10 protein-coding genes are annotated in these 13044 nt (G+C 62.7%); 2 read left to right on the top strand and 8 right to left on the bottom strand.

Annotation, left to right across the window (positions count from 1 at the left end):
* Positions 1-69: 69 nt before the first annotated feature.
* The 8 genes from NCT03_RS23585 to NCT03_RS23550 form a co-directional block, all read right to left on the bottom strand.
* On the bottom strand, positions 70-1155 hold the full coding sequence (locus NCT03_RS23585; protein ID WP_250494117.1) for an SDR family oxidoreductase: 1086 nt from the start codon (positions 1153-1155) through the stop codon (positions 70-72).
* A gap of 18 nt (positions 1156-1173) precedes the next feature.
* Complete coding sequence (tviB, locus tag NCT03_RS23580; RefSeq protein ID WP_244830153.1) at positions 1174-2451, bottom strand: Vi polysaccharide biosynthesis UDP-N-acetylglucosamine C-6 dehydrogenase TviB; 1278 nt, start codon at positions 2449-2451, stop codon at positions 1174-1176.
* Between the two features lie 80 nt (positions 2452-2531).
* Positions 2532-4778: a polysaccharide biosynthesis tyrosine autokinase gene (locus NCT03_RS23575; protein ID WP_250468410.1), complete on the bottom strand. Its 2247-nt coding sequence runs from the start codon at positions 4776-4778 to the stop codon at positions 2532-2534.
* Positions 4779-5283: 505 nt separating this feature from the next.
* Positions 5284-6762, bottom strand: a complete 1479-nt coding sequence (locus NCT03_RS23570; protein ID WP_284503439.1) for an efflux transporter outer membrane subunit — start codon at positions 6760-6762, stop codon at positions 5284-5286.
* Positions 6763-6779: 17 nt separating this feature from the next.
* Complete coding sequence (locus tag NCT03_RS23565; RefSeq protein WP_250494116.1) at positions 6780-7766, bottom strand: efflux RND transporter periplasmic adaptor subunit; 987 nt, start codon at positions 7764-7766, stop codon at positions 6780-6782.
* The gene (locus NCT03_RS23560; protein WP_244830156.1) at positions 7763-7972 is read right to left on the bottom strand and encodes a DUF1656 domain-containing protein; all 210 of its coding nucleotides are present in this window, start codon (positions 7970-7972) and stop codon (positions 7763-7765) included. Before NCT03_RS23560 ends, NCT03_RS23565 begins: the two co-directional genes overlap by 4 nt.
* A gap of 34 nt (positions 7973-8006) precedes the next feature.
* The gene (locus NCT03_RS23555) at positions 8007-10109 is read right to left on the bottom strand and encodes an FUSC family protein (protein ID WP_250494113.1); all 2103 of its coding nucleotides are present in this window, start codon (positions 10107-10109) and stop codon (positions 8007-8009) included.
* The gene (locus tag NCT03_RS23550) at positions 10106-10585 is read right to left on the bottom strand and encodes a MarR family winged helix-turn-helix transcriptional regulator (protein WP_244830158.1); all 480 of its coding nucleotides are present in this window, start codon (positions 10583-10585) and stop codon (positions 10106-10108) included. The genes NCT03_RS23555 and NCT03_RS23550 overlap by 4 nt, the downstream gene beginning before the upstream one ends.
* Positions 10586-10691: 106 nt before the next feature.
* Between NCT03_RS23550 and NCT03_RS23545 the strand changes: the two genes are divergently transcribed.
* Both NCT03_RS23545 and ampC read left to right on the top strand, forming a co-directional pair.
* Positions 10692-11453 (top strand): YoaK family protein, encoded by a 762-nt coding sequence (locus NCT03_RS23545; protein WP_250468407.1) that lies wholly within the window; start codon positions 10692-10694, stop codon positions 11451-11453.
* 23 nt (positions 11454-11476) lie between these two features.
* The gene (gene ampC, locus NCT03_RS23540; RefSeq protein WP_284503438.1) at positions 11477-12652 is read left to right on the top strand and encodes a class C beta-lactamase; all 1176 of its coding nucleotides are present in this window, start codon (positions 11477-11479) and stop codon (positions 12650-12652) included.
* Positions 12653-13044: the final 392 nt, after the last annotated feature.

Raw genomic sequence — 13044 nt, 5'->3', positions numbered from 1 at the left:
AGATGGTCGGGATGAAGCTGCAGCAAGCGGTCTCTCAACGCGGCGAATTGTGATATCAACGCGGCGGCCTCACTTTCCGCTGGCCATGGCCGAGAGCGCGTCGACGCGGTTCGGCTCGTGGCCAGCACGTTCTGCCAGAAAGCGGATGTACCACGGCATCGCGCGCGCGAGTCCTTCCGCAAACGGCACCTTGCCGTCATAACCGAGCAGACGTTCGGCCTTGCCGACATCGGCTTGCGAATGACGGACATCGCCCGCTCGAAAAGGTCCAAACTGCGCATCGCGCTCATAAGCGATGCCGTGCGCGGCGAGCAGACGCTTGAGTTCCGCGAAGAGTTGTCCGAGCGTCGTGCGATCGCCCACGGCGACGTTGTAGACCTGACCGCGGGCCGCGGCATCCGCCTTGGCCGCGAGCAGGTTCATCTGCACGACGTTATCGACGAAACAGAAATCGCGGCTCGTTTCACCGTCGCCGTTGATGGTCACGATCTCGTCGTTGATGAGCGCGGCCGTCCACTTCGGAATCACGGCGGCATAAGCGCCATCCGGGTCTTGACGCTTGCCGAAGACGTTGAAGTAGCGCAGGCCCGTCGCATTGAAGCCGTAAGCGCGCGCGAACACCGACGCATAGAGCTCGTTCGCATACTTCGTGACCGCGTAAGGCGAGAGCGGCTGGCCGATGCGATCTTCCACCTTCGGCAAGCCGGGATGATCGCCATATGTCGAACTCGATGCCGCATACGTGAAGCTCTGCACTTGCGCATCGCGCGCGGCGCATAGCACGTTCAGGAAGCCGCTCAAATTCGTTTCGTGCGTGGCGATGGGGTCGGCCACCGAGCGCGGCACCGAACCGAGCGCCGCTTCGTGCAGCACGTGATCCACGCCTTGCATGGCCGCCTGGCAATCGAGCAGATTGCGGATGTCGCCTTCGATGAAGCGAAAGCGCCGCCACTGCCTTTCATCGACGCTCTCGCGCACTTCTTCGAGATTGCGTTCGTGCCCGGTCGCGAAGTTATCGAGTCCGACCACGCGCTGATCGAGCGCGAGCAACGCTTCGAGCAAGTTGGAGCCGATGAAGCCGGCCACGCCCGTGATGAGCCATGTCTCCGGACGTGCGCGCAATTGTTCGCGCACGCTTTCGTATCGATCGTTCATTGTCATTTTATGCCTGCACTACAGGCGCAAGTCGCTTGCGTCGGCGGGAAGAACGTATTTCAGATCGTAGACGACGTGTTGCTCCTTGCCGTACGCATGCAGCGCGGCCGCGCCCATTTCCGTGAATTGCCGGTGCGATACCGCCACGACGATTGCGTCGTACACGCCCTTGGCAGGCTCTTCCACGGGCTGGATGCCGTATTCGTGGAACGCGTCTTCGCGCGAGATCCACGGGTCGTAGACATCGACATTCGTGCCGTATTGCGTGAGTTCAGTGACGATGTCCACCACACGCGAGTTGCGCATGTCCGGACAGTTCTCCTTGAACGCGAGCCCCATGACGAGCACGCGCGCGCCGGGAATATAGATGCGCGCACGCGTCATCGCCTTGACGAGTTGCGAGACCGCATACGTGCCCATGCTGTCGTTCAGGCGCCGTCCGGCGAGAATGATTTCCGGGTTGTAGCCGATCGACTGCGCCATGTGCGTCAGGTAGTACGGGTCCACGCCGATGCAGTGACCGCCCACGAGTCCGGGCCTGAAGTTCAGGAAGTTCCATTTCGTGCCGGCGGCGAGCAGCACGGCTTCGGTGTCGATACCCATCTTGTTGAAGATGATCGACAACTCGTTGACGAGCGCGATGTTCACGTCGCGCTGTGTGTTCTCGATTGCCTTTGCCGCTTCTGCCACGCGAATGCTCGCGGCCTTGTGCGTGCCGGCGGTGATGATCTGTCTGTAGAGTTCATCCACGGCTTCGGCCACTTCGGGGGTGGACCCGGAAGTCACTTTCTTGATGTCCGGCAAGCGATGCAGCTTGTCGCCCGGGTTGATCCGCTCGGGGCTGTAGCCCGCGAAGAAATCGACATTGAAGCGCAAGCCCGACACGCGTTCGAGCTCGGGCACGCACTCCTCCTCGGTCACGCCCGGATATACGGTCGATTCATAGATCACCACGTCGCCCGGTTTGAGCGCGCCGCCTATCGTTTCGCTTGCGCGCAGCAGCATGCCGAGGTCGGGGCGCTTGTGCCGGTCGATCGGCGTCGGCACCGTGGCGATGAACACGGTGCAATCCTTGAGCGCTTCGGGATCGTCGGTGAATGCAAGCGATTGCGCCGCATGCAGCTCGTCGTCGCCGACCTCCAGCGTGGCGTCGTGTCCTTCGCGCAACGAGTCGATGCGATGACGGTTCACGTCGAAGCCGACTACCGCGTGATGCTTGCTGAACTCCACCGCGAGGGGCAGGCCGACATAGCCCAGCCCGATGACGGCGATCTTCTGGTCCGTGAGCGAACGCATTGAGGTGTCTCCAGTCTCGAAGCAACGCAAGGTTGTGATTGGGTTACCGCATATCCGTTAAAGCCGGATGTCCTCTCGCTTCAGTCGGGCGCCGACTCGTAGTTATGCGCGACATAAGCGCTGCTGCCGTAGCGCCCCGCGAGCGCGGTATTGGCGGTATGCAATGCGACGCTGTTGAGCAGCACGCCCGTCACGCGTGCGCCGGTTTGATTGAGGCGCTTGATCGATTCCTTGATTTCACCGACGCGCGTCTGCCCGTAAGACGAAACCAGAAAGATGCTGCCTGCGGCCGGCGCAATGGCGCCCGCATCGGATACGGCGAGCACGGCCGGCGCGTCGACCAGCACGATGTCGTAGGCCTTCGATGCCTCGTCGATCACTTCGCGATACTTCGCTCGCAGAAGCAGCTCGGCCGGCGTCGACGGATAAGGACCGCCTTGCAGCACATCGAGGTTCGGAAACACCTGGCGATTCACGGTGGCCTCGAGCGTGCGGTTGCCCGCCAGCATGTCGGCGAGACCCGGTCCCGGATCGAGCCCGAACTGCTTGTGCAGATAACCCTTGCGCAAGTCGGCGTCGATCAGGAGCACGCGCGTGCCGCCCGAAGCCAGCACGGTGGCAAGATTCGCCGAAAGGAACGACTTGCCCACGCCCGGCAGCGGCCCGGCGATCATCACGACGTTGTTGCGCGCGCCGACCAGCGTGAATTGCAACGCGGAGCGCAGGATGCGCAGCGCCTCCACGGTCGGATCCTTCGGGAACTGCGCGGCGAGCACGGCCTGACGCGGCGCGGAACCACCGATGGCGGTCGTCAGCGCAGCTTGCCGCGCGCTCTTCGGAATGGTTGCGAATACGGAAAGGCCCGTCTCGATCTCGATCTCCTGCGTGTCCGTGACGCCACGGAAGACGCGATCCAGAAGCATCGCGAGCCCGATGCCGAAGAAGAGACCGAGCACGAGCGCGATGGCGAGCGCCAGTAGCTTGACTGGCTTGACCGGTTGTTCGGGCACGTCGGCGATATCGATCAGTTGCACCGATGCCGCCTTGCCCGCCTTGATGAGCATCATCTCTTCGATGTTGTTGCGCAGCGCCGTATAGAGATCGGTATTCACGCGCACGTTACGCAAGAGGCGCAGTGCGCCTTGCTCGGCCATCGGCATCGAGCGGGTGCGGTCGTTGAGTTTTTCGAGGAATTGCTGAGTCGCGGCGATCTGCCGGTCCACCGCGACCACACGCGGATGCGAAGGCGAGAAGGTCGTGGCGAGATCGTCGCGGGTATGGCGCAAGGCCAGCAGTTGCCCGTTGGCGTCGGCTGTCTGCTTGAGCAGCAGACGGTTGGCTTCGTCCGAATCGAGCAGCGAGTTGGCGTCGCGGTACGTGTTGTACGCGTTCTCCGCTTCTTCCATCTGTTGCTTGAGCACGGGCAACTGGCGCTGCAGATAAGTGAGCGAGTTCTCCGCGATCACCGCCTTGCGGTCGCCGTTGAGACGCACATACTGCCGCCCGATCTCGTTGATGGTCGCGGCCACTTGCACGGGATCGGCGCTTTCCAGCGTCGCCTTCAGCACGCTCGACTTGTTGCCTTGTTCGCTGATCTTGAGCTGGTTCTGAATCGCGTCGATGGTCAATTGACGCGAGTAATGATTGACGTTGAAGCCGGCGCCAGGATTGCCCTTGAGCGAAGAGACGAAAAGCCTGACCGGCCCCTTGGCGGTTTGCGCTTCCAGAATCTCGCCCACCTTGCCCGTCACGGGCGCGCCGAGCGCCGGGTGGCCGAGCGTGTATTCGCCATCGCTGCCGGCCGTGAGCAGGAAGTTCTGGCCTTCGAGCGAGCGCGGCACGTCGAAGTCCGTGACGCTGATGGATTCGTCGCCCCAGGTGTAATGGCCGAAGCCGAAGAGGCCCGGCTCGGATAGCGAGCCGTCGTGATGAACCAGACGGCTGCCGATGAAGGGCAGGCGCAACGGCCGCGCGCTGATATAGAGCTTGAGTGCGTCGACGGCGCGCGAGACGACGAGCTTCGAACCCAGCACCTGAATTTCGCCTTCAGCGGAAGAGCGGTCATCGAGTGTCGGCAACATATTGCTCAAAGGGTCGCCAGCGCGTGAATTGGAAACGTCCTTGTTGTCATCCACCTTGATGAGAATGGCGGATTGGAAAATCGGTGGACTTAGATAGGCATACGCGGCGCCAATCAATAGCGCGAGACAAACCACCGTGCTAATAAGAATGCGGTGGTTAATAATCGTATCAATCAGCGCTGCGAAAGGAATTTCGTCATCGGATTCAACGCCGGCTTCTTCAGACGATTTATCACTCGCAATCATGTGAGCAGATCCCGAATCTTATGGTTAATTCAAACGAGGCTTGAAGACGACATGCTGATAAAGGCCTGCCGAGCCGTCTCGCGAAGGTGCCGCCGATCGATATGGACCGTGAGAGAGGCGAGGATTGTGCGTGTCGCAACCGTATCAGCGGGTAGGTTGCCGGTATGCGCGGAAGCCCACATATCCAATCGTGGTGCATGCCAGCCTTCAAAAATTCATGAGGATTTCTGAAGGCGATTATCTGGCTTGGTGTTTCCCGGTGAATGGCTTGTGACAAGCCGGAGAAAATCAGTATTGGGATTTACGCGTACAAGCCTGATTGCGTGATTATCTTCAGGCGAATTTATAAGGCTTTGATAAGCGTAATGACTTGTACAGATTTAATACGCTATACAAACCCGCGCTAATTTGTTTTGATTAGGGAAAACCAGTGTCGGGAATAGCGGACTGAAAGTCGATGCGCTCGGGCATCGACCTGGTTCCAGTCGATGCCCAAGGAGCACGATTACTTACCCCCGCCCCCCACCGCCACTTCTTCCTCGCGTTCCCATCCGCCGCCAAGCGCAAGAAACAGCGTGACCTGATCCTGCGCGACCTGCGCTTCGGCCGCCGCCACTTGCGCGGCGACGCTCGTCAAGGTGCGCGTGGCGTCGAGATCCGAGAGAAAGGATTCGCGTCCCGCCGAATACAGCCGATGCGTTTCATCGGCCGATTCGACCGCCGACTTGTACGCGGTGCGCAGCGCGTCGGCGCGCGTGGTGTCGGACGCGTAGTTCGCGAGCGCGCTTTGCGTTTCGCGCAGCGCGTTGAGCACGACGCCGTCGAAATGCGCGAGCGCGCCGCCGGATGCCGCCTCGGCCTGGCGCACGCGCGCACGCTGACCGTTGATCGGAAAGTTCCAGTTGATGAGCGGACCGAAAGCCCAGCGGTTGGTCGAGGCGCCGAGCAAATCTTCGGCAACGCCCACCGACCCGACCGATGCCCCGAAACTCACCGAAGGATAAAGCGCCGCCGTCGCCACGCCGATACGCGCCGTCGATGCCGCCAGTTGCCGCTCCGCCTGCCGCACGTCGGGTCGGCGTCTGAGCAGCGCCGCGCCGTCGCCGACCGGAATCGGCTGCCGCACATGCGGCGCCTTCTTGCAGGCGAGCGTGGCACGCGGCAATTGCGCGGCAGGACGCGCGAGCAGCATGGCGAGCCGATACTGCGCCACGCGGCGACGCGCCACATAACGCGGGATGTCGGCGGCGAGCGTGTCGGACTGCGTCTGTCCGCGCGTGACTTCGGACTGATTGCCACGGCCTGCATCGCGCAGACGCTGCGAAAGCGTCACACGCTGCTTCTGCAAGGACAGCGATCGTTGCGCGATGCCGAGCTCTTCGGCGGCCGCGCACGAATCGACATACGCGCGCACGACATCGGCGACCACGGTGATGCGCGCGAGATCGAGGGCGGCTTCGATGGCTTCGTCATCGGCATTGGCGGCTTCGACACCGCGCTTGAGCTTGCCGAAGAGATCGAATTCATAGGAGACGCTCAGGTCGAGCACGCCTTCATTGACGACCGGAAGCTTTTCGGTCAGCAGATACTGCTCCGCCGATTCCTGCGCGCGCTGAAACCCCACCGACGACTTGGACGAGAAGCCGCCTTGCTGATTGGCGAATTCCACTTCGGCGCGCGAACGCACGAGATTCGCCGCCGCCACGCGCAGATCGGAATTCGAAAGCAGCGCCTCGTTGACGAGCTCGTCGAGCGCGGGATCGTCGTAGAGACGCCACCACTTCGCGGGCACCGTGCCTTGCGTGACGGGCGCTCGATCGGCTCCATCGATGGCGGCATTCGCGTAGTCCCGGTTGACGACCGCGCCGTCGGGCAGCTTGTAATTCGGCCCGACGGACATGCAGCCGGCAAGCGCGAGCGTGGAAGCAAGAAGCGTGAGGCCGCAGCGCTTGAGCAGCTTGGGACGCTTGGGTCGCTTAGGCATCGAGATGACGCGGTGTTTCATTGCGAAGCACCCGAAGCACCCGAAGCACCCGAAGCCGCATGCGCCGCCACCGGCGATGCAGGCGCGGTGGCCTGAGCGGGCACGGTGTTCGAAGCGGGCCGCGCGCCGACCGTCGGGCCGATGCCGCGTACCGAAACCGTCGCCGTGCGTCCCGCGATCATGCGGAAATCGGCGGGAATCTCATCGAGCGTCACGCGCACGGGGATGCGCTGCGCGAGCCGCACCCAGCTAAACGCAGGGTTCACGTTCGGCAGAAGACTCGAGCTTTGCTGACGATCGCGATCCTCGATTGCCGCCACGATGCTCTGCACATGACCGCGCAGAAGATTCGGCTCGCCCATCACCTTGATATCCACCGGTTGGCCGATGTCGATGCCATGCAGCTTGGTCTCTTCGAAGTAACCATCGACGCGGAAGGAGTTCATATCGACCACGGACAGCACGGCGCGGCCCGAGGCGACGTATTCGCCGACTTTCGGCGCGCGGTCGTTGAGATAACCGTCGACCGGGCTCAGCACTTCGGTGCGCTGCAGATTGAGCCGCGCGGTATCGATGGCGACGTCGGCATCCGCGAGCGCGGCAGCGGCCTGTTCGACGCGCGAATGCGTTTCTTCCACGACCTCGCGCGCAACGAGATTGCCGAGCGAGCGATTGCGCACGTCCTCGCGCTTCGCCTGATCGAGCGTGGCGCGGCGTTGTTGCGCGGCGGCTTGCGCGTTGCGCAGTGCGAGCGTGTAGCGCGCCTGATCGATCACGAAGAGCACGTCGCCGCGTTTGACTTGCTGGTTGTCGACGACCTTGACATCGGTGATGAGACCGGCCACGTCCGGCGCGACCTGAATGACGTCGGCGCGAACGTGGCCATCGCGCGTCCAGGGCGCGAACATGTAGTAATCGACCAGCTTCCACAGGACCGCGCCTGCAATTGCGACGACGATGAGCGTGAGCAGAATCTGCCCGACGGAGAACCAGGTTTTTTTCACGGGATGAGCCGATGCGAAACGACGACGACAAGCCCCAGCACCAAGACGTAGATGCCGAGATCGAAAACGGAGCGATGCCACACGAAACGATAGAAGCCCACGCGTGCGAGCACCGTGCGAATCACGAGGTTCACCAGATAAGCGATGAACATGAGCACGAGCACGGCGGGCACGAAGACGCCGAGAATATCGATTTCGCCGATCATGCGAGTCGATCCGAAGAGAGCGTTCGAGACGGCATCACGCGGGTTCCTGACGTTCGTTGGCGGGTTTATCGACAGCGGGCGGATGCAGCGAAAGCCGGATGCCGACGAGCGCATGCAGCGTATCGCGCAACGAACGCTCGCCGCGCGACGCGACGGGCGCGGCTTCTTCCGCGACGCTGTTGGCCGCCACGACTTGCCGCGCGGCGGCGTCGATGGTCTGAATGAGCGTGCCCGGCACCGGCTGACGCGCGCGCCGTTCGAGGCAATGCTGGAAATACTGGCGAACGCCGGCGAGCACATCGTCGATGGACGATTGCACTTCCACCGACATCTTGCGGCGCGCGCGGCGCAGATCGAGCGCGTTGAGCGCCACGCGAAAATCGCGGAAACTTTCGATGGACGGATGCCGGTGCGCATCCGTTGCGGCGAGACGCGGCAGCACCTGCATCAGCCGGTCGAGCATGCGCGAGTAGAAGTTGCGCTGGTCGTGAAAGGCTTCGGGCAAGGTGCTCCTGACGATATCGCGCCACGCCGAGCGCGTGAGCCGCGCGACGGCCAGTTCCGCGCCGAAGGGCCGCGTCACGCGCGTCCAGACGAAGGCGAACAGAAGCCCCGCGACGCCCGCCAGATTGCTGTTGAGAAACACGAAGAAGTCCGCTTCGTAGGCGCTTTGGATGCTGATGAAGGTCGCCGTGTTGACGGCCACGAGCATGGTGACGAGATTGAAGCGCGGCCGCGGAATCAGCGTGCCGATGATCAGGAACGGTATCGCGAAGATCAACACGAGCATGGCGAAGTCGTGCACGTGCGGCAGCACCGCGAACACATAGAGACCGGCCAGCACCACGCTCATGCAGGTGGCGAGAAAAAATGCGAACACTTGGGGCGCGGGTTCGTCGAGCGCGGCGAAGAAGCAGCAGGCGACAGCGGCGAGCGTCACGGCGCCGGCTCCGTCGTTCCAGCCTGATTCGATCCACAAGCCGCACGCGACGATGATCGCGCTGACCGCCACGCCCGTCGAGAACAGCATCATGCCGCGATCGAAGAAGCGCGCGGTGCCGCCAAGACGCCAGTGACGAAAGCGCGGTTGCCATTCGTGAGTGTCGTTCAGGATGGCGAGGCGCAAACTGCGGATGTCCTGCCATACGTCGATGACTTGCGTGAGCCGCCAGAGCGCGCTGGAGAGCAATGCGCCGTTCTCGCTCGCAAGTCCTTCGGCGGATGGCCGCATGGCTTCGGCGCGGGCACGCAGCGCATCCGGCGTGCGCGCGAAGGCTTCGACGGCGGTCGGCTCGGCGGAATCGGGCATGGGCGCGGCGACCCACGCAGCCACGTCTTGCAGCAGCGCCTGCAACTCCGGCGTGCCCGCGCCACGTTTATCGATCAGTTCGATGAGCGGGTCGGCCATCGACGAGATCAGCGGCAAGAAAATCTGCATGCGTCCTTGCAAGGCGCGCGCGCGGCTCACGATATCCGGCCGCGTATGGTCGTAAGTCAACTGGCTCAACAGCACTTCGAGGCCGTTCACCGTAGCGGCGAGCCGTTGCCGCGCCGCCGAGATGGCCGCCCCCGCGAGCCGCCCGGAGAGCGATTCGCTCGCGTAGAACGCGGCGTCGCGAAACCACGCGTCGGTGCGCTCGACGAGCGTCGGCGCGAGCCGGCTCGGAAACACCACGGAGCCGACGATGCTCGCCACCACGATGCCGAGCAGAATCTCTTCGGTGCGCGAGATCGCGAGATCGAACACGGTGGCCGGGTTCAACACGGAAGGCAGCGCGATCAGCGGCAGCGTATAGCCCGCGAGCAGGAACACGTAGCTGCGCGCGGTGCGGTCGAACATGGAGAGAAAGAGCAGGGAGCCCGTCCATAGCGCGACGATCACGCTGAACAGAAACGGCGACTCGACGAACGGCGGCACGATCAGCACCGCGCCCGCCGCGCCGATAGCCGTGCCGAGCGCGCGATACAAAGCTTTCGAGCGCGTCGCGCCGACGAACGGGTTCGAGACGATATAGACCGTGGCCATTGCCCAGTACGGGCGCGGCAGTTCGAGCGCGAGGCCGATATAAAGCGCGATCATCGCGGCGGCGAAGGTCTTACCGGAGAAGAGCCACTCGCGCGCGGACGGGAAGTTCATGGCGTGCGCGCTCCGCTCTTGCCGTCATCGCGTGCGGGCACGGTGTCGAGCGTGGCGCTGAACGCGTTGAGCACGCGCAGCGTCGTTTCGAGGTCCTCGCGGCTCACGCCCTTGAGCAGCCGCGCGCGCAGCGACATCAGGCGCTCTTCCATGCGCGCGGTGACGGCGCGGCCTTCGTCGGTGAGTGTGATGGTCTTGGCGCGCTTGTCTTCGGGGTCTTCGTCGCGCCGCACGAGTCCGGCCGCGCATAGCTGGTCGAGCAGACGCACGAGCGACGGTCCCTCGATACCGACATGCTCCGCGAGCGTCACTTGCCGCACGCTCTCACCGAGCCGGTTGGCCGTGAGCAGCGGCACCGCGCACGCTTCAGAGACGCCATAGGACGCGAGCACGCCATGACTCGTACGCCGCCAGCGCCGCGCGGCAAGTACGAGTGTGCTGCTGACGGAGCGGCGCAGAAGGTCGAGATGGCTCATGGGGCGCGATTATATCGGCAGTTTTATTCGTTAGCGTCCTATCGATCAAAAATATCGCGGCAAGCTCGTGTTATCTTTTTTGTCTCTTCATCGCGCGGGAAACGTCATGCCGATCGCCTATCTCCGGGGCCTGACTTCGCCCAGCCGCACGCAGTCGGCCAACCGCCGCCTCGGCTGCGCGCTAGCCTTCGTGGCGGGCGCGGCCAATGCGGGCGGCTTTCTCGCCGTGGGCCAATACACCTCGCACATGTCGGGGCTGGTGTCGTCGATCGCGGATAATTTCGTGCTCGGGCAAGCGGCGCTCGTGTTCTCGGCGATGAGCGCGGTGCTCGCGTTCGTCGCGGGAGCCGCGACTTCCGCGTTGCTCATCAACTGGGGACGCCAGCGCGCGGCGCATAGCGTGTTCGCGGTTCCGCTCGTCCTCGAAGCCTGCCTGTTGCTGGTGTTCGGCGTGCTCGGCGCGAATCTGGAGGCGCATCGTTTCTGGGACGTGCCGATGACCGTCATGCTGCTGTGCTTCGTGATGGGCCTGCAGAACGCGATGATCACCAAGATATCGAAAGCCGAGATTCGCACGACGCATGTGACGGGGCTCGTCACGGATATCGGCATAGAGCTGGGCAAGAGTCTGTATTGGAACCGGCGCGTCGGGCGCGACGACGAGCGCTATGTGTGCGCCAATCATGCGCGGCTCGCGCTCTTGAGTTCGCTTTTCGCGATGTTCATCGCGGGCGGCTTCGCAGGCGCGGTAGGCTTCGCGCATCTCGGGTTCATCGCGACCGTACCGCTTGCGGCCTTGCTGCTGCTCTTTGCGGCGGTGCCGGTGATGGACGATTTATCCGCTGGCCTGAGACGGGCGCGGAAGTAGTCACACTAAAACGGAGACGTTGCATGATCAGGATCGGGACGTTGAGCCTTTTGGCAACGGCCATTTTTTCCATCGGCGCGAGCCAAGCGGCGAATGCGGCTGCGGCAAGCGACAAGGCCATCAGGCAGACGGTCGATCGCACCATCGAGCCCTTGATGGCGCGCAATGGCATTGCGGGCATGGCGGTGGGGATCGTACTCGATGGCAAGACGCATATCTATAACTATGGCGTGGCGTCGAAGGAAGGCGCGAGGCCCGTCACGCGCGATACCTTGTTCGAACTGGGATCGGTGAGCAAGACGTTCACGGCGACGCTCGCTTCCTATGCCGAAGTGACCGGCCATCTTTCTCTCGACGATCACGTGAGCCGCTTCGTGCCGTCGCTGCGCGGCAGCCGTTTCGGCGACGACGTGACGCTCGTCGAACTCGGCACGCACACGCCGGGCGGCTTGCCGCTGCAAGTCCCCGACGACATTCACGACAACGCGCAACTGATCAAGTATTTCGAGGCGTGGAAACCTTCGTGCGAGCCGGGCACGTGCCGCACGTATGCGAATCCGGGTATCGGCATGCTGGGGTTCATCGCGGCGAAGAGCATGAATGCCGATTTCGATCAGCTCATGCAGCAGCGCATTTTTCCGGCGCTGGGATTGAAGAACACGTTCATCGACGTGCCGCCTTCGCGCAAGCACGATTACGCGCAAGGTTATGCGAAGGACGGCGCGCCCATTCGCATGGCGCCGGGCGTGTTGTCGTCCGAGGCTTATGGCGTGAAGTCGACTGCTGGCGACATGACGCGCTTCTTGCTGGCCAACATGAACGAAGCAGGACGTATCGATGCAAAGCTGCAACGCGCGATCGTCGCCACGCATACGGGCTACTTTCAAACCGGGCCGATGACGCAGGATTTGATCTGGGAGCAGTATCCGTATCCGGTCGAACTGCAGGCGTTGCTCGACGGCAATTCATCTTCGATGGCGCTGGAAGCGCATCCCGCCACGCGCCTCGACCCGCCGATGAAACCGCGTCAGGACGTGTGGATCAACAAGACGGGTTCGACCAACGGCTTTGGTGCTTATCTGGCATTCGTGCCGGAAGAGGACGTGGGCATCGTGTTTCTGGCGAACAAGAACTTCCCTATTCCGGAACGCGTCGCGGCGGCGCATGCGATCGTCAAGGCGCTGGATACCGTGAAGTAGGTTACAGATGCGCTGCATCGCGAGAAGCGCATCGACGTCCATAAAGGCGCGTGGGTTGAGCCGATACCCACGCGCTCAGAACATCACCGTCACGATTACCGTATCGCTATGACTGCCTGGCGGCCGGGTCGGTTGCGAAGTCGATATTCGACGCCGCAATTATTTCTTCGAACATGCGTGTGATTGAAAGCGGGCCTGTTACTCTGCCGCTCCTGCTCACTTGACGACGTGCGGGAAAAAATCCTGAAGCTATTGATTCATTGTATTTGTTTAGGTAATTTTCACCGGTTGGTTAAGCTGGCTCACCTTTGGCGCCGATGTTCGGCGTGCTTGGCATTTCGTCTTTACAAACGCTGGGAATTCCCCTATTTCTGAAGACGGCGCGGCGTCAC

It is taken from the genome of Caballeronia sp. GAWG1-1 (assembly GCF_023631465.1).
GTDB lineage: Bacteria > Pseudomonadota > Gammaproteobacteria > Burkholderiales > Burkholderiaceae > Caballeronia.
Note: the sequence above shows the minus strand (reverse complement) of the source record. Positions and strands in the feature narration are given on the sequence as shown.